The sequence below is a fragment of the Komagataeibacter xylinus genome (assembly GCF_009834365.1).
In the GTDB taxonomy this organism is placed as follows: Bacteria; Pseudomonadota; Alphaproteobacteria; order Acetobacterales; family Acetobacteraceae; genus Komagataeibacter; species Komagataeibacter xylinus_D.
In genome coordinates this window covers 2,658,135-2,674,085 of record NZ_CP041348.1, presented here as the reverse complement: position 1 = coordinate 2,674,085, position 15,951 = coordinate 2,658,135, and the positions used below count along the sequence as shown (strand labels likewise).

The following is a 15,951-nucleotide window of genomic DNA, read 5'->3' as shown; positions in this document are numbered from 1 at the left end:
TCTATATTCATTGGTATATAGATACTGCTCATACAGGCCACCTTGCAAACCATTATCCACGGTTTTGCAGGGATTTTATGCATTAAGAAGAAAATCAAATAAGTCTTATCACCGCTTTGATCTTACGTGCGCCCGAACGGCTTGATTAGGAAACGGTAATACTAAAGTTTCCGCCGTGGCGCCGATGTTCCCGCACATCCGGCAGTTCCGGTGCTTCGGAGGGGGCGCAATGTTGCGCCGCCTCCTGTGTTTCGCGCCATGACGGCACTGGAACCGGGCGGATGATACGGGGTGATATGATGACTTTCACAACCGCGAGAACATCGTGATTAAACGTATTGCAGCAGCGATTGTGGGGATCGGTGTCGCCGGTGGCGTCGGGTTCCTGGCCTATGCATGGTATCCGGCCATTGCGCCGGTTGCACCGCCTCCTCCCTCCACCTTCACCGCAGCCCAGATCGAGCGCGGGCGCGTGCTGGCCGCCGGCGGCTACTGCGCGGAGTGCCATACCCGCACCGATGGCGTGCGCGGCGTCGAGCTTGCAGGTGACTACAAGATGGATACGCCCTTTGGCGCCATCTTCTCCTCCAACATCACGCCCGACCCCGAAACGGGTATCGGCCACTGGTCGGAGGCCGCCTTCAAGCGCGCCATGCGCAAGGGCATCTCGCGTGACGGCACGCAGCTCTTCCCCGCCTTCCCGTTCGATCACTTCACGCACATGACGGATGAGGACATCGATGCGGTCTACGCCTTCCTCATGACGCGTGCGCCGGTGCATTCGGTCAAGCGTGACAATACGGTGGGCTTCCCCTTCAACATCCGCCTCGAGCAGGCGGGCTGGAAACTTCTGTTCCTGCATGAAGGGCCGCTCAAGAACAATCCAAACCAGGATGCCGAGTGGAACCGTGGCGCGTACCTGGCCGAAGGCCTGAGCCACTGCTCGGCATGCCACACGCCGCGTAACCTGATGGGGGCCGAGAAGGCCAGCGCGCCCTATGACGGCGCGCCGGTCGATAACTGGATCGCCCCCCCGCTCAATGAGAACAATCCGACCCCGGTCGTGTGGACCGAGGACGAGTTTTTCAAATACCTGCGCTTTGGTTCCGCGCCGCTGCACGGCAGTGCTGCGGGCCCGATGTCGCCGGTGGTGCATGGCGGCCTGAGCGAGATGCCGGAATCGGACGTGCATGCCATCGCGCATTACCTGGCCGAGATCGATCATTCCGCAACCCGCGTCAGCCAGGACCCCAAGGCCCTTGCATGGGCCATGAAGGCCTCGATGAAGGATCTGGTCGGCCCGCAGGTCAACCCGAACGCCAAGCTCTATGCCGGCGCCTGTGCCGCGTGCCACGCCAATGCCGGGCCGCAGCCGGTTGAAGGTCGCCCCGACCTCGCGCTGAACAATGCGCTGTGGCTCGATGAGCCAACCAACCTGTTCCAGGTGATCCTGCGCGGAATTGGCACGACGGAAGGCATTTCCACGGTGTCCATGCCCAGTTTCTACCATTCCTTCTCGGATGCGGACCTGGCCCGCCTGGCAACCTACCTGCGCGCCACGCGCACGACCCTGCCACCGTGGACCGATCTGGAAAAGAAGGCCGCCGACGTGCGCAAGACCCTGCCCACGCCGCCTGTCGCGTCGTCCCATTGAGCTGAAAGACGGAGCTAGAACATGACGACCTTTCGCCTCAATGGACGAGACGTAACCGTTGACGTGCCGGATGATACCCCCCTGCTGTGGGTCATCCGTGACGAAGTTGGCCTGACCGGAACAAAATTCGGTTGTGGCATCGGCATGTGTGGTGCGTGCACCATCCATATCGGTGGCCGGGCCACCCGCTCGTGCGTGACGCCAGTCAGCGCGGCAGAAGGTGCCGACATCACCACGATCGAAGGCATCGACCCCGAGGGTAACCACCCCGTGCAGCAGGCCTGGCGCGAGATCCAGGTGCCGCAATGCGGCTACTGCCAGTCCGGGCAGATCATGCAGGCCGTGAGCCTGCTGAAGGATTACCCCTCTCCCACGGATGAGGAAATCGATGCCGTCATGGCTGGCAGCCTGTGCCGGTGCATGACCTATATTCGCATTCGTGAGGCCATCAAGAAGGCCGCGGCCAACGCACGCGGAGATGCATCAAATGGGTAGATTAAACCGCTTCCGCCTGGGCAAGGACGGACGCCGCGAACAGACCACCCTGTCGCGTCGTGGCTTTCTTGTCACCTCGCTTGGCGCCGGGGTCATGTTCGGCTTCGCGCGTCCGGCCTCGGCCAACCAGATTTTCCCGCTCGACAAGGCCCTGCCCGGCGATGGCGCGTTCGAGCCGACCATCTGGTGCTCGATTGCGCCTGATGGCGAGATCACGGTCAACATCATCCGCGCGGAAATGGGCCAGCATATCGGCACAGCGCTTGCCCGCATCATCGCGGACGAGATGGAAGCCGACTGGAGCAAGGTCCGCATCAACTACGTCGACACCGACCCCAAATGGGGCCTGATGGTGACCGGCGGCAGCTGGTCGGTGTGGATGACGTGGGATGTATTCCGCCAGGCCGGTGCAGCCACCCGCACCGCACTGGTCGAGGAAGCCGCCCGCCTGCTCGGCACCACGCCTGACAAATGCACGGTCGCCAATGGCATCGTGTCGGCTGGCACCAGGCAGATCAGCTTTGGCGATATCGTGGCCAAGGGCCATCCGTCGCATTCCTTCACGCCTGAGGAAATGGCCAAGCTGCCGCTCAAGCCCGCGAGCGAACGCCGCCTGATCGGCAATGCCGAGATCAAGGCGCTGGACATTCCGGCCAAGACCAACGGCACCGCCATCTACGGCATCGACGTCAAGGTGGAGGGCATGGTCTATGGCCGCCCCAAGATGCCGCCCACCCGCTATGGTTCGAAGGTGCGTTCCGTTGATGATACGGACGCCAAGAAGATCAAGGGCTACGAGCGCTACCTGATCATCGAGGATCCGTCCGAGGTGGTGCAGGGCTGGGTCGTGGTGCTGGCCAAGACCTACAGCGCCGCCATCCGCGCGGCCGATGCGCTGAAGGTTGAGTGGACGCCGGGTGAGACCATCCACACATCCGAAGCCGACATTCAGGACCGTGGTCGCGAGCTGATCAAGAACAGGGATGGTGGCGTCTACATCTTCAATGATGATGGCGTGGACCAAGCCTTCAGCGGTGCGCATACGGTCATGGAGCAGGAATATACCTGCGCATCCGTGCTGCACTACCAGCTTGAGCCGACCAATGCCGTAGCCTTCGAGAAGGACGGCGTGTACGAGATCCATGCCGGCAACCAATGGCAGAGCCTGATCCTGCCCACGCTGGCCAAGGCGCTGCAGGTGCCCGAGAGCAAGGTGATCCTGCGCAGCTACCTGCTTGGCGGGGGCTTTGGCCGCCGCCTCAACGGTGACTACATGATCCCTGCCGCCCTTGCGTCGAAGGCGCTGGGCGGCAAGCCGGTCAAGCTGATCCTGACGCGGTCGGACGACATGCAGTTCGATTCCTTCCGCTCGCCTTCCGTCCAGCGCGTGCGCATGGCGTTTGATGGTAGCGACAAGATCACCGGCATGGACTATCAGGCCGCTGCCGGCTGGCCCACGGGCGTGATGGCGCAGGCCTTCATGGAAAAGGGCGTGGACGGCAAGCCTTATGACCAGTTTGCCATCGCTGGTGGCGATCACTGGTACGAGGTTGGCGCCTTCCGCGTGCGTGCGCTGCGCAATGACCTGGCAGAAAAGACCTTCCGCCCCGGCTGGCTGCGTTCGGTCAGCCCCGGCTGGACCAGCTGGGGGATCGAATGCTTCCTCGATGAGGTTGCGCACCGCCAGAAGAAGGATCCCGCCCAGTTCCGCCTTGACCTGCTGACCGCGCAGGGCCGCAACAAGGGGGAAGCACCGGATTCCGTAGGTGGCGCACTGCGTCAGGCTGCCGTTGTCCGCCGCCTGATGGAAAAGGTGAACTGGGGCAAGACCACCCTGCCCAAGGACACAGCACTCGGCCTTGCCACCACGGCGGGACAGGAACGCGGCATGCCGACCTGGATCGGTTGTGTTGCGCAGGTGCATGTTGACCGCAGCACCGGCGTGGTCACGTGCCAGAAGCTGACCATCGTGGTTGATGCGGGCACCGTGGTCGACCCCGATGGCGCCAGGGCCCAGACCGAGGGTGCGGCGCTGTGGGGCCTGAGCATGGTATTGTTCGAGAACACGGAAATCGTGAACGGCATGCCCGTGGACCGGAACCTGAACACCTATACCCCGCTGCGTATTGCCGATACGCCGGAGATGGACATCGAGTTCCTGCCCAGCACCGAGAAGCCCATGGGCCTTGGTGAACCTGGCACGACGGTGGTGGGGCCTGCCATTGGCAATGCCATCTTCAATGCCGTGGGCGTGCGCCTGCGCCACATGCCGGTGCGCCCGGCGGATGTGCTGCGCGGATTGCAGGGAAGCTGATCTCCCGCATCCAGATGCAATAAAAAAGCCCGGCATGTACCTGCATGCCGGGCTTTTTCATGGCCTGCGCAATACGCGGCGCCGCGCCCTCAACTGCCGGGGCGCATGCCCATGCACGCTGCCAGAATCGCGACAAAACACAGCTCCGCCAGGCAAATGACAAACCACTGCACCGTCATGTAGCCCCGAGGCATGGCACCGCGCCGCCAGGCCATGCGTTCCACCACGGCTGTTGCCGCAAAGCCCGCGATCAGCGTCATGAGCCCGGCGAGTTCCTGCACGGTGGCGGCGCACAGCCCGATCCAGCCAATGAAGGCAGGCAGGCCGCCAAGTGCGAGGCGCAGGTTGGTCAGGCGCTGCGTGCCGCCGGCGGGTATGATGTCAGGCTGCTCCAGCGCCATGCCCCAGTGCACCGCGCCAAGAAAGGACAGCATCACCGCGCCATAGCCCACGGCGGCGGTCAGCAGGCGTGGAGTGTGGTCGGGTGAAAGGAACAGGATCGCACAGGTGCAGCCAACCAGTGGCAGCAGGCTGGCCAGAGCAGTGACGATGGCGAGCAGCGGCAGGCGTTTCACGGCGGGGTCTCCTAATATCTTGTGCTGAGTTGCATAGCCTACTCTGGCGTGATGCGTTGCATCTGTTATCGTGGGGAAGGATATGCATGCCGGTGGCATGCGGTATCCCCATAATGTCAAATCTGAGGAAACAGATATCATGAGCGCCATTATCGATATCATTGCCCGCGAAATTCTTGACAGCCGGGGCAATCCCACCATCGAGGTAGATGTTGAACTGGCTTCTGGCGCCAAGGGCCGCGCTGCCGTGCCATCAGGTGCTTCCACCGGCGCGCATGAAGCCGTGGAACTGCGTGATGGCGACCCCAAGCGCTATGGCGGCAAGGGCGTGCTCAAGGCCGCAGCCAATGTTGAAGGCGAAATCCTTGAAGCGCTGCAGGGCGTGGAATCAACCGATCAGGTCGCCATTGACGAGGCGATGATCGATCTTGATGGCACCCCCAACAAGGCCCGGCTGGGCGCCAATGCCATTCTTGGCGTGTCGCTTGCGGTCGCCAAGGCCTCGGCGGAAGAACTGCAGACCCCGCTCTACCGCTACGTGGGCGGTGTTTATGCCCGCACCCTGCCCGTGCCGATGATGAACATCATCAATGGTGGCCAGCACGCCGATAACCCGATCGACATCCAGGAATTCATGATCCAGCCCGTGGGCGCCCCCACGGTCACGGATGCCATTCGCATGGGGTCCGAAATCTTTGCCCAGCTCAAGAAGAGCCTGTCGGGCGCTGGCTACAATACCAACGTTGGCGATGAAGGCGGGTTTGCTCCGGCGCTGAAATCAGCGGATGAGGCTCTTGGCTTCATGATGCGCGCGGTCGAGGCGGCAGGTTACAAGCCGGGTGATGACGTGACCTTCGCCCTCGATTGCGCGGCCACCGAGTTCTATAAAAATGGCCGTTACGAACTGGCAGGCGAGGACAGGAGCCTCGATGCGGCTGGCATGATTGCCTATCTGGCCGATCTTTCTGCCCGCTACCCCATCATCTCCATCGAGGATGGCCTTGCGGAAGATGACTGGGAAGGCTGGGCCGAACTGACCGCCAATCTGGGCCACAAGCTGCAACTGGTGGGCGATGACCTGTTCGTGACCAACCCCGATCGCCTGCGCCGGGGCATCAAGGATGGCGTGGCCAACTCCCTGCTGGTCAAGGTCAACCAGATCGGCACGCTGAGCGAGACGCTGGAAGCCGTGCAGATGGCCCAGCATGCAGGCTATACGGCCGTGATGAGCCACCGCTCGGGCGAGACGGAGGACAGCACCATTGCCGATCTGGCGGTTGCGACCAATTGCGGGCAGATCAAGACCGGCTCGCTGTCACGCTCCGACCGCACGGCAAAATACAACCAGCTGATCCGGATCGAGAACGAACTGGCCACGGCGGCACGCTATGCCGGGCGCACGATTCTCAAGAACGGGTGACACACGGGTCCGGGCGGGTTAAGCCCGTCCGGCCTGAAGGAATACGAAAAAGGGGAATGGGATGCAGATAGTCAAGATCGCGAAACGTGTGATGCGGGCAACCATTCCCCCTGCCCTGTTCATCGCACTGACAGGCTATTTTGGCTGGAATGTCATGCGCGGCGAACATGGGCTGCACAGCTACGCCACGCAGTTGCACCTGCTTGATGAGGCGCGCTCGGCCCAGAAGGACGCCACGGCCGAGCAGGAAGTGTGGCTGCGCCGCGTGCGTGGCCTCAAGGAAGGCGCGCTCGACACCGACCTGCTCGATGAACGCGCCCGCTCCATGCAGAACCTTGCGCGCCAGGACGAGATTGTCGTGCCATACGCGGAGCATGACCATCTGTACTGAAATTACCCCGGCGCTACGGCACGCGGCAGATACAAAAAAACCCCGGCGGAAAACCTGCCGGGGTTTTTTGCATCTCCGCAAATCGGGAGATTATTTGATCTTCGCTTCGCGGAAGGCCACGTGCTTGCGCGCGACGGGGTCATATTTCCGCAGTTCCATCTTGCCGGTCTGGGCGCGGGCATTCTTCTTGGTCACATAGAAGTAGCCCGTGTCCGCCGTGGAGACGAGTTTGATCTGAATGGTGTTGCTCTTGGCCATGATATCCTCAGCACTGCTCCGCCGCTGCTGGAACACTCAGGTGCAGCAGTGGTTCAAGTTGGCGGAAAATGCGCATACACAAGGCTCAGGTCAAGCACCTTGACCGATATTTCTGCTGGAATCGCCCCAGAATGGCAAAAAAAATGGAGTGTCGTGCCCGATGTTGAGTGTAGCGCAAGCGCGTGAGCGGATTCTGGAAGGGGTTTTCCCCCTCCCTGCCGAGGTCGTGGCCCTGACCGATGCCTGCGGGCGCGTGAGTGCGGCCCCCATCATGGCGGGGCTGTCCAACCCGCCAGCCAATGTCTCGTCCATGGATGGCTACGCCGTGCGCGCGGCGGATCTTTCGGCAGGCGGGGTAACACTTGCCTGCATTGCCGAGGCTCCTGCGGGCCACCCCTTTACCGGCACGGCTGGCCCCGGGCAGTGCGTACGCATCTTTACCGGCAGCGTCATGCCTGCAGGCACGGACGCCGTGCTGATACAGGAGAACGCACGGCGCGAGGGCAGCAGCGTGCATACCACTCACACGCTGGCGCCTGGCACCTATGTGCGCCGCAAGGGGCAGGATTTTGCGGCGGGGCAGATGCTTGTGCCCGCAGGCCACAGGCTCTCAGCACGCGATGTGGGGCTGGCGGCAGCGGCCAACAATGCGTGGGTGCAGGTGACGCGCCGCCCGCGCGTGGCCATTGCCGCTACGGGCGATGAACTGCTCCTGCCTGGCAGCCCCGTCGGCGCGGGCCAGATCGCCAACGCCAACACCCCCATGCTGGCCGCCCTGCTGCGCGCCGCAGGCGCCGAGCCGATCATGCTGCCGGTGCTGCGCGATGACATGGCCGATGTGGCAACACTCGAGCGCATGGTCGATGGCGTGGACATGCTGCTGACTGCGGGCGGCGCCAGCGTAGGCAGCCACGACCTGGTCCGGCGCGGGCTGGAACAGGTGGGGCTGAAAACCGATTTCTGGAAGATTGCCATGCGACCGGGCCGCCCGCTGATGTCGGGCCATCTTGGCCGCCTGCCGTTCATTGGCCTGCCGGGCAATCCGGTTGCGGCCTTCGTGTGCTCTATCGTGTTCGTGCTGCCAACCCTGCGGCGCATGGCCGGACTGGCGCAACCCGTTGAGCCGCCGGTTCACGCCATTCTGGGCTGCGACGTGCCTCCAAACGACCAGCGCATGGACCACCTGCGCGCAACCCTTGCACATGACGCACAGGGCCGCCTGGTGGCAACGCCGTTCCCCGTGCAGGATTCGGCCATGCTGCACGTGCTGGCGCAAAGCCAGGCGCTGGTGCTGCGCGCGCCCCATGCGCCAGCAGCACAGACAGGTGATAAATGCGAACTGATCCGTATCGATCACGTCTTTGCATAGGCCGGAATGCCGGTTGACGCGCGAGGAGGAACCAATGTAGAACATGGAACAGGTTTTTGATTTGTTCCATGGCGCTCACGCATCGGCGGCGCTGCTCACGGCAAAAGGACATGTGACATGCTCACCAGAAAACAACATGAGCTTTTGCTGTTTATCGATAGCCATCTGCGCCGCACGGGTTTTTCACCCTCTTTCGATGAAATGAAGGATGCACTCGGCCTGCGCTCCAAGTCAGGCATTCATCGCCTCATTTCAGCACTAGAGGAGCGTGGGTTCCTGCACCGCAGGCATCATCGGGCCCGTGCGCTCGAGATCCTGCGCCTGCCCGATATTGATCCGCCGCCGCCCCGCCCGGCCGATTCGCCCCATCCCGCGCCAGACCTGCCTGCCCCTGAACAGATCGCCGCGGTGATGGACGTGCCTTTCGTGGGGCGTATTGCCGCAGGCAATCCCATCGAGGCCATAACACCCGAGACCACCCGCATCACCGTGCCTGCCGACATGCTGGGCAAGGCCAGCCATTACGCACTGGAAGTGACGGGCAATTCGATGGAGGAAGCGGGCATTCTTGATGGTGACATGGTCATCATCCGCCAGCAGAACCACGCGAATGACGGGGAGATCGTGGTGGCGCTGATTGATGGCGATGAGGTCACCCTCAAGCGCATCCGCCATCAGGGCAGCGAAATTGCGCTGATCCCGGCCAATAGCGCGTATGAGACCCGGATTTTTCCAGCGGGGCGTGTGTACATACAGGGCACGCTGGCAGGCCTGATCCGCCGTTATTAAAGGTTGCGGCCCGCTGCCAGCCCCAAAATTTCTGGGCGCCCTTTTTTGCAAGAAGGCAGCGTTTTCATGATTGCATGATGTCACGCCATGGCGGCAGCAGGGCAGCGAGTTGCGCCACCGCGTCCGGCCCCATGGGCGTTATGGGCGGAAACTGCGCCAGAATGCGCACCTGCCCGTGGCGGATGATGGCCTCGCGCCCCACGGGTTCGAGTGGACCGTTCAGGATCACGCCTGCCACGCGCAGCCCCCGTGCCCGCAGGGCGGCAAGGCTGAGCAGCGTGTGGTTGATCGTGCCCAGCGTGCTGCGGGCAACCAGCACCACCGGCAGCGCCAGCCGTGCCATGAGGTCGATCATCAGGTAATCGGGCGCGATCGGCACGAACACGCCTCCTGCCCCTTCCACCACCACCGGGCCTGCCGCAGGGTCGTGATCCGGCAGGGTAATCAGATCAGGGTCGATCCGGGTATCGGCCTGCCGCGCTGCATCCTCGGGCGAGAGGGAAGCCCCGAAACTCGCTGCAGGCGGATAAAGCCGGGTCGCATCAGGTCCGGTCAGATGGCGCAGGCTCATGCTGTCGGATGGCGCGTCATCCGTGCCGCTTTGCAGGGGCTTCCAGTAAGCGGCGTTCCATGCCCTTACCAGTGCGGCGGAACTAACGGTTTTGCCCACATCCGTATCCGTGCCGGTCACGAACACGCCCGGCCATGGCGCGCGGTCGAACTGCCCGTACGCCACATGGTATGATACGGCAAAAGGTGCATCCCCCTCGCCTGCCGCAGCCAGTACGCGCCGCAGGCCATCCGTGGGGGAACTGTCCGTATGGGTTGCACCGATAGCCCGAAGTTCACGCACGAAGGCCAGTGGTGACGCAGGCGTATCGATGATTTCAGCGTCTTCCCACAGACCAGCGCCACAATCGGGCCATTCGGCCTGCAACGTGGTGCAGGGTGGGTAATCGGCCATGGGGCATGTCCTGCCCACGGCGTCATACGCAGCCCGCCATTGGTGAAAACTGCCTGCGCACAGGGTTGCCAGCGCCATGTGCCCACCCGGTGCCAGCAGGCGGCCCAGTGCGGCAAGAGCCGCCTTGCGGTCGGCAAACCACTGCATGGCCAGACTGGAACAGATAAGGTCAAACGGACCAGTCAGGTCGGGCGCTTCACCATCCATGCGGTGCAGCACAAGTTGCGCGTCATCGGGCATGGATCGTGCGAGGCGTTGCAGCATGCCCGGCGCGATATCGGTGGCGGTGATGTACGCCTGGGGGAACAGGCGGCGCAGCTCACGGGTCAGGAAGCCGGTACCACAGCCAATTTCCAGAATACGGCGCGGGGCATGAGGGCTCATGGCGGCAGCAATACGCCGGGCCAGTTCGGTCGCGGCAATGCGCTGGATGCGGGCCGCCTGCTCGTAGTGCTGCGCCATGTCGAAACGGGCGGCAATGCTGTCCTTGCGCGTCATGATGGCATCATCCGTCTGGCCATGGTGGTTATGGCATCCGCACAGGCCGTGGCATGCGTGAGCGGAAGCAGATGCCCGCCTTCCAGCCATTGAAGGGAACGGGCTGGAAAACAGGCCTCGGTCAGCGCTGGGGGGGCAATGGCATCCTGCGTGCCTGCCATGACATGAACCGGGCATGTCGTGCGGATCAGGTCGGCCCGGCAATCCATGTCCATCAGGGCTTCGAGCCCGGTTTCCAGCCGGTCGCGCACGATCGGTTCAGGCACCGGCGAATCAATGCCCGCGCGCAGGCGGAAACTGTGCAGCAATCCCTGCGGCGCGCGCAGCAGCCCCTGGCGCATGCGTTCGATCACACGCCGGGTAATGCCAGCCGGAAAATCCGGTCCGGCCCCGAACCGGCTGAAGCCGTTGATCAGGATCAGGCCCCGGCACAGCGGGCCGTGGTGGCGCAGCAGCCATAACGTGCCCAGTGAGTGCCCGACGCCAATATAGGGCTCCTGCGGTAGTTCCATATGGGCGCGTGGGGCAAAGAAGCCAAAATCGAGGCAGCGCGTGCGTGCGTTGCCAAGGGCCGTACGGGTCGCGGTCCAGAACGTGGGGTCGAACGCCCAGCCATGCACGAAAGCCAGCGGCAGGGTGGTGCTCATGCAGCACTCTGTTGCAGGGCCAGCGGAATGGCTGTGGCAAGCTGGTCGATCATGGCATCGGTATGGGCCGCACTCAGCGCAAAACGGATGCGGCTGCCATTGGGCGGCACCGTGGGGGGGCGTATGGCGGCGGCCAGCAGGCCCTGCGCCTCAAGGCTTGCGGCAAAGCGCAGGGCGCGCGCAGCATCACCAAGCATAATCGGTACGATCTGCGTGGTCGAGGGTTCCGGCGACAGGCCGCAGTTGCGCACCACATCGCGGATATGAACTGCGTTGCGGGCCAGACGGGCGCGCTCTTCATCCAGATGGGGCACGCATTCAATGGCCGCGTCCATTGCGCCGAGCATGGCAGGCGGCGGGGCGGTGGTGAACACGAAGCCCGAACAGGCATTGACCAGCCAGTCACACAGGGCGCGCGAGCCGGTTACAAACGCGCCAAACCCGCCCAGCGCCTTGCTGAACGTGCCCATGACCAGATCGATCTCATGCCCCGCGCACAGCCCGCGCCCCTGCGGGCCAAGCACGCCGGTGGCATGGGCTTCATCCACGTAAGTAAAGGCACCATGTTGCCGGGCCAACGCGCTGAGGCGGGCAATGTCGGTGCAGTCGCCATCCATGCTGAACACGCTTTCCGTCACGATGATGCGCAGGCCCGGATCAGGCGCATGCCGCAGCAGCAGGCTTTCCAGATGGTCAAGATCGTTGTGCCGGAAGCGGATCTGCCGCACGCCTGCCGCCATGCAGCCATGGTGTAGGCTGGCATGGTTCAGCCGGTCGGCAAACACCAGCGGGGGTGCGCCCTGATCGGTCGCCAGCCGCAATATGGCCGCCAGCACGGAGGCATTGGCCTGCCACCCGCTGGCCAGAAGGAGTGCTGCTTCCGCCCCCTTGAAGGCCGCAAGACGCGCTTCCACCGCCATGTGCCGCGCACTGGTGCCGGTGACCAGCCGCGAGGCACCCGCACCCGTTCCATCCTCATGCAGCCACTGCGCCGCGCGGGCAACAAGGGCTGGATGATGTGACAGCCCGAGGTAATCATTGGATGAGAAATTGACCAGCGCGCGCCCGTCACGGATAACGGTTACCGGCCCGCTATGGCGCACGGGGCGCAGCACGCGGCGGATATGACGCTGCGCCATGTGGTCGAGCGCAGTCTGGAAAAGGGTGTCGAAACAGGCCATGAAGCGCATTCTCCTGCCGGAGCCTGCCGCCCCGGTCAATCCCGCCAATTCAATATCACGGAGAGAGCGCATGTGTGGACCTGAATGGCTGGAGCAGGGCATGCGGCATGTCTGGCTGCCCTATGCGCAGATGCAGACTGCCCTGCCCCCGCTGCCTGCCACGCGCACGCAGGGCTGCACCATCACGCTGGCTGATGGCTCGGAACTGCTTGATGGCATCGCCTCGTGGTGGACCGCCTGCCACGGCTATAACCACCCCCATATCCGCGCTGCGGTGGCGGCCCAGCTTGAGCGCATGCCACATGTCATGTTTGGCGGTCTGGTCAATGAACCGGCCCTGACACTGGCAAGCCGGCTTGCAGGCCTTCTGCCCGGTGATCTGGAACGGGTGTTTTTTACGGATTCCGGCTCGGTCTCGGTCGAGGTGGCCATGAAGATGGCCATCCAGTACTGGCTCAATCAGGGTCAGACCGGGCGGACAAAGCTGCTGGCTTTCCGCGGCGGCTATCATGGCGATACGATCGCCACCATGGCCGTGTGCGACCCGGAGGAAGGCATGCACAGCCTCTATAACGGTGCGCTACCCGAGCATTTCATCGCCGACCTGCCGGTCGATGCCGCGAGCACCGCAGCCCTTGATGTCCTGCTGGCGCAGCATGCAGGCAGCATTGCCGCCATCATTACCGAACCCCTGGTGCAGGGCGCGGGCGGCATGCTGTTCCATGCGCCGCAGGTGCTGCGCACCCTGCGCACCCTGGCCGACCGCCATGGCGTGCTGCTGATCCTGGATGAGATCTTTACCGGTTTTGGCCGTACCGGCACGATGTTCGCCTGCGAGCAGGCCGGAATCGTGCCTGACATCATCACCCTTTCAAAGGCATTGACCGGGGGCACGATGGCACTGGCAGCCACCGTGGCGCGCAGGCATGTGTTCGAGGCTTTCCTGTCCGATGATCCGCTGCATGCGCTCATGCATGGGCCAACCTTCATGGCCAATGCCCTGGCCTGCGCCTGCGCCAATGCCTCGCTCGACCTGTTTGCAACCGAACCGCGCCTGCAGCAGGTGGCAGGCATTGAAACGCAGATGCGCGCCGAACTCGAACCCTGCCGTGCCCTTCCTTATGTGGTTGATGTGCGTGTCATGGGGGCCATTGGCGTGGTGGAACTTGACCGCATACGTGACATGAATGCGCTCAAGACCGCCCTGATTGCACAGGGGGTATGGGTGCGGCCCTTCCGTAATATCATTTACCTGACGCCGGTTTTCACCATCACGCCAGCCGAGCTCAGCCGCCTTTGCGCTGCAATCCACACGGTTCTGAAGGAGTTGTTGCCGGATCAGCGCTAGGCCATCAGGGACTGTTCTGGTATGGAAGCATATGACTTTTTTTCAGCATAGATCCTGGCGCATGACAAATCATGACAGCAAGCGGCAGATCGTACTGAAGATCCTGTCGGATGGTCAGGCACGTTCCGTCAAGGAAATCGGTGACCTGTTTCCCGAACTCGGCACCTATCACGCCCGTCTGGCCCTGCAGGCCCTGCGCAATCAGGGTCTGGTCACGGTAGAAGACGCGCCGGGGGCCAGTGATGGCCGCAAGCGCAAGGTGTGGCGGCTGGTCCAGCCGACCACCTGAACGAAATGACCCCCGCAGCAGGGCTGGCGGGGGTCGACCCGTTTATCAGGACGGGGTGGATTCCAGTTCTTCCTTCTTGCCTGCCGCGGACTTGGCGCGGCTGCTGCGGCGTGGTGCGCGGGGAGCGCGCGGCGCAGGGGCCGGAGGTGCTTCAGGGGCCGCATCGATCGTGGGCTGGGGAGCAGTTTCCGCAGGCTCGATCACGGCAGGCTGCTCGGCCGAAGGCTCGGCGGGTTCATCAACAGTGCTATCGCTGGGCTGACGGTTCTCGACGGGGCGCGGCTGCCGGTTGGACATGCGCTCCTGACGTTCCTGCTGGCTCTGCTGGGCAGCCTGCGTCATGGCATTGAGAATGCGGAAGTAATGTTCGGCATGCTGGAAATAGGCTTCCGCCATCACGCGGTCGCCGCTGCTGCTGGCGTCGCGGCCAAGCTGCAGATATTTTTCAAACAGCTGCTGTGCCGTGCCCCGCACGCGCAGGTCCGGGCCATTGCTGTCAAATACATGGTTGCGGTTCAACGGGATCTGGCCATTATTATGGCGTACGGTTCCACCACTGCTGCCGCCCGAACGATGGTGACGGCTCCGCATGCGTTTCATGTTCATAAGCTGTCGCAGCACTTTCCTGTTGCCGGTCGCTGGCGCTGCCCTGGACCGTGGGGCGGTCTCTGCCCGTCCCGTCTGTTGCCATGTTGGTTGTCCGGTACGACACCGGACATGGATCCCTGCGCGTGGCGGAACCTGTTGAGGGTTCGGATCGCCTGTATTTATGTTTTGCAATCGGGATCGCCCGCGGGGAATGGAACAGCAATCAACACGCTTTTCGTTTCCCTGCGTTCTGGCAATATAACCTGCGCTTTTCTTTCTGCCAAATTATTTTTTCACCACCAGCGCCCGCCCTATTCCGCCAAGATCGGGGCGTATTTCCACAACATCCAGCCCTGCTGCGCGCATGAGTGCGGGTACGCTGTGGTCCTGCCCGATGCCAAGTTCCAGCACGCCCAGGCTGCCGGGTGCCAGAAGGTCCGGCAGCATGCGGGCCAGAGCACGGTAGGCGATGAGTCCGTCTGGGCCGCCATCCAGTGCGCGCGCAGGTTCATGGGCCACTACATCGGGCATGAGGGTAGCCAGATCGGCATGTGGAATATAGGGCGGGTTGCTCAGCACGAGGTCAAACGACCCCTCCACCCCATCAGCCCAGTTACAGCACAGCATATTGCTGCGCGTAATCAACCCGTTGCGCATGGCGTTGAGGCTGGCAAGTTCCGCCGCCTGCGGGTTGATGTCCGTGCCAATACCGTAAGCGTGCAGGTATTCCGCCAGAATGGCTAAAAGCAGGCAGCCGGTGCCGGTGCCGATATCCAGCACGCGCAGCGGGGCATTACGGTCAGGCAGATGGTCGAGCACGGCCTCGACAAGGGTTTCGGTGTCGGCGCGGGGGATGAGGGTGGCGGGTGACACTGCAAGATCGAGCGACCAGAACCCGGCCTGCCCGGTAATATAGGCCATGGGCTCATAACGCAGGCGCCGGGCCAGCACATCGGCAAACCGTGCATGGGCCGCGTCAGGCAGCATATCGATGCGGAGCAGTCCGGCCAGGTCGGTTTCCGCCGCATGGGCCGCGAGCAGGCGGGCCTCGCGCTGGGGGGCCTCGATGTTGGCTGCACGTAGCTGTTGCGTCGCGTCATGCAACAACTGGCGCAAATTTGTGGGCGCTGGTGTCATGGCATCTTTCATCGCCGCTGCTTTCCGTCATACT

General features: G+C 63.1%; 16 protein-coding genes. 9 read left to right on the top strand and 7 right to left on the bottom strand.

All coding sequences use genetic code 11. The features are described from left to right. The first annotated feature begins 325 nt into the window (after nucleotides 1-325). From FMA36_RS12815 to FMA36_RS12805, 3 genes are read left to right on the top strand one after another with little or no spacing between them, the layout of a single operon-like run. Nucleotides 326-1,654, top strand: a complete 1,329-nt coding sequence (locus FMA36_RS12815; protein ID WP_159262747.1) for a cytochrome c — start codon at nucleotides 326-328, stop codon at nucleotides 1,652-1,654. A 21-nt stretch (nucleotides 1,655-1,675) separates the two neighbouring features. Next, nucleotides 1,676-2,149 (top strand): (2Fe-2S)-binding protein, encoded by a 474-nt coding sequence (locus FMA36_RS12810; RefSeq protein ID WP_061271735.1) that lies wholly within the window; start codon nucleotides 1,676-1,678, stop codon nucleotides 2,147-2,149. Continuing rightward, complete coding sequence (locus FMA36_RS12805) at nucleotides 2,142-4,463, top strand: xanthine dehydrogenase family protein molybdopterin-binding subunit (protein WP_159262746.1); 2,322 nt, start codon at nucleotides 2,142-2,144, stop codon at nucleotides 4,461-4,463. Before FMA36_RS12810 ends, FMA36_RS12805 begins: the two co-directional genes overlap by 8 nt. Nucleotides 4,464-4,552: 89 nt before the next feature. On the opposite strand, the gene FMA36_RS12800 is transcribed toward FMA36_RS12805, so the two are convergent. Further along, nucleotides 4,553-5,038, bottom strand: coding sequence for a DUF3429 domain-containing protein (locus FMA36_RS12800; RefSeq protein ID WP_159262745.1), 486 nt, complete (start codon nucleotides 5,036-5,038; stop codon nucleotides 4,553-4,555). Nucleotides 5,039-5,177: 139 nt separating this feature from the next. Here FMA36_RS12800 and eno point away from each other — a divergent pair, with 139 nt between their 5' ends. Together eno and FMA36_RS12790 are read left to right on the top strand one after the other, a co-directional pair. Continuing rightward, entirely contained in the window at nucleotides 5,178-6,458 is a 1,281-nt protein-coding gene (gene eno, locus FMA36_RS12795; RefSeq protein WP_159262744.1) for a phosphopyruvate hydratase, read from the top strand. A 61-nt stretch (nucleotides 6,459-6,519) separates the two neighbouring features. Next, nucleotides 6,520-6,849: an FtsB family cell division protein gene (locus FMA36_RS12790; RefSeq protein WP_159262743.1), complete on the top strand. Its 330-nt coding sequence runs from the start codon at nucleotides 6,520-6,522 to the stop codon at nucleotides 6,847-6,849. Between the two features lie 90 nt (nucleotides 6,850-6,939). On the opposite strand, the gene rpmG is transcribed toward FMA36_RS12790, so the two are convergent. Continuing rightward, nucleotides 6,940-7,107, bottom strand: a complete 168-nt coding sequence (rpmG, locus tag FMA36_RS12785; RefSeq protein WP_007400522.1) for a 50S ribosomal protein L33 — start codon at nucleotides 7,105-7,107, stop codon at nucleotides 6,940-6,942. A gap of 160 nt (nucleotides 7,108-7,267) precedes the next feature. Here rpmG and FMA36_RS12780 point away from each other — a divergent pair, with 160 nt between their 5' ends. Beyond that, nucleotides 7,268-8,476: a molybdopterin molybdotransferase MoeA gene (locus FMA36_RS12780; RefSeq protein ID WP_159262742.1), complete on the top strand. Its 1,209-nt coding sequence runs from the start codon at nucleotides 7,268-7,270 to the stop codon at nucleotides 8,474-8,476. Nucleotides 8,477-8,593: 117 nt separating this feature from the next. Continuing rightward, nucleotides 8,594-9,265: a transcriptional repressor LexA gene (gene lexA, locus FMA36_RS12775; protein ID WP_159262741.1), complete on the top strand. Its 672-nt coding sequence runs from the start codon at nucleotides 8,594-8,596 to the stop codon at nucleotides 9,263-9,265. Nucleotides 9,266-9,329: 64 nt separating this feature from the next. Here the strand turns inward: lexA and bioD are convergent, their stop codons facing one another. Genes bioD through FMA36_RS12760 form a run of 3 tightly spaced genes read right to left on the bottom strand, consistent with a single transcriptional unit; the run spans nucleotide 9,330 to nucleotide 12,564 of the window. After that, entirely contained in the window at nucleotides 9,330-10,727 is a 1,398-nt protein-coding gene (bioD, locus tag FMA36_RS12770; RefSeq protein ID WP_159262740.1) for a dethiobiotin synthase, read from the bottom strand. Next, complete coding sequence (locus FMA36_RS12765) at nucleotides 10,724-11,374, bottom strand: alpha/beta fold hydrolase (RefSeq protein ID WP_159262739.1); 651 nt, start codon at nucleotides 11,372-11,374, stop codon at nucleotides 10,724-10,726. Before FMA36_RS12765 ends, bioD begins: the two co-directional genes overlap by 4 nt. After that, complete coding sequence (locus FMA36_RS12760; RefSeq protein WP_159263930.1) at nucleotides 11,371-12,564, bottom strand: aminotransferase class I/II-fold pyridoxal phosphate-dependent enzyme; 1,194 nt, start codon at nucleotides 12,562-12,564, stop codon at nucleotides 11,371-11,373. The genes FMA36_RS12765 and FMA36_RS12760 overlap by 4 nt, the downstream gene beginning before the upstream one ends. 61 nt (nucleotides 12,565-12,625) lie before the next feature. On the opposite strand from FMA36_RS12760, the gene FMA36_RS12755 reads away from it, so the two are divergent. Both FMA36_RS12755 and FMA36_RS12750 read left to right on the top strand, forming a co-directional pair. Beyond that, nucleotides 12,626-13,903, top strand: coding sequence for an adenosylmethionine--8-amino-7-oxononanoate transaminase (locus tag FMA36_RS12755; protein WP_159262738.1), 1,278 nt, complete (start codon nucleotides 12,626-12,628; stop codon nucleotides 13,901-13,903). Between the two features lie 31 nt (nucleotides 13,904-13,934). Beyond that, nucleotides 13,935-14,192 (top strand): hypothetical protein, encoded by a 258-nt coding sequence (locus tag FMA36_RS12750; protein WP_159262737.1) that lies wholly within the window; start codon nucleotides 13,935-13,937, stop codon nucleotides 14,190-14,192. Nucleotides 14,193-14,237: 45 nt separating this feature from the next. On the opposite strand, the gene FMA36_RS12745 is transcribed toward FMA36_RS12750, so the two are convergent. Further along, a complete protein-coding gene (locus FMA36_RS12745; RefSeq protein WP_240906353.1) occupies nucleotides 14,238-14,792 on the bottom strand; it encodes a DUF4167 domain-containing protein in 555 nt (184 codons plus the stop codon). 273 nt (nucleotides 14,793-15,065) lie between these two features. Then, a complete protein-coding gene (prmC, locus tag FMA36_RS12740; RefSeq protein WP_159262735.1) occupies nucleotides 15,066-15,929 on the bottom strand; it encodes a peptide chain release factor N(5)-glutamine methyltransferase in 864 nt (287 codons plus the stop codon). Between the last annotated feature and the right edge of the window lie 22 nt (nucleotides 15,930-15,951).

Excerpts from the sequence above, each read along its gene's own strand:
- FMA36_RS12810 (WP_061271735.1), top strand. The coding sequence starts at position 1,676 with ATGACGACCTTTCGCCTCAATGGACGAGACGTAACCGTTGACGTGCCG.
- FMA36_RS12805 (WP_159262746.1), top strand. The coding sequence starts at position 2,142 with ATGGGTAGATTAAACCGCTTCCGCCTGGGCAAGGACGGACGCCGCGAA.
- eno (WP_159262744.1), top strand. The coding sequence starts at position 5,178 with ATGAGCGCCATTATCGATATCATTGCCCGCGAAATTCTTGACAGCCGG.
- FMA36_RS12790 (WP_159262743.1), top strand. The coding sequence starts at position 6,520 with ATGCAGATAGTCAAGATCGCGAAACGTGTGATGCGGGCAACCATTCCC.
- rpmG (WP_007400522.1), bottom strand. The coding sequence starts at position 7,107 with ATGGCCAAGAGCAACACCATTCAGATCAAACTCGTCTCCACGGCGGAC.
- FMA36_RS12780 (WP_159262742.1), top strand. The coding sequence starts at position 7,268 with ATGTTGAGTGTAGCGCAAGCGCGTGAGCGGATTCTGGAAGGGGTTTTC.
- lexA (WP_159262741.1), top strand. The coding sequence starts at position 8,594 with ATGCTCACCAGAAAACAACATGAGCTTTTGCTGTTTATCGATAGCCAT.
- bioD (WP_159262740.1), bottom strand. The coding sequence starts at position 10,727 with ATGACGCGCAAGGACAGCATTGCCGCCCGTTTCGACATGGCGCAGCAC.
- FMA36_RS12765 (WP_159262739.1), bottom strand. The coding sequence starts at position 11,374 with ATGAGCACCACCCTGCCGCTGGCTTTCGTGCATGGCTGGGCGTTCGAC.
- FMA36_RS12760 (WP_159263930.1), bottom strand. The coding sequence starts at position 12,564 with ATGCGCTTCATGGCCTGTTTCGACACCCTTTTCCAGACTGCGCTCGAC.
- FMA36_RS12755 (WP_159262738.1), top strand. The coding sequence starts at position 12,626 with ATGTGTGGACCTGAATGGCTGGAGCAGGGCATGCGGCATGTCTGGCTG.
- FMA36_RS12750 (WP_159262737.1), top strand. The coding sequence starts at position 13,935 with ATGACTTTTTTTCAGCATAGATCCTGGCGCATGACAAATCATGACAGC.
- FMA36_RS12745 (WP_240906353.1), bottom strand. The coding sequence starts at position 14,792 with ATGAAACGCATGCGGAGCCGTCACCATCGTTCGGGCGGCAGCAGTGGT.
- prmC (WP_159262735.1), bottom strand. The coding sequence starts at position 15,929 with ATGAAAGATGCCATGACACCAGCGCCCACAAATTTGCGCCAGTTGTTG.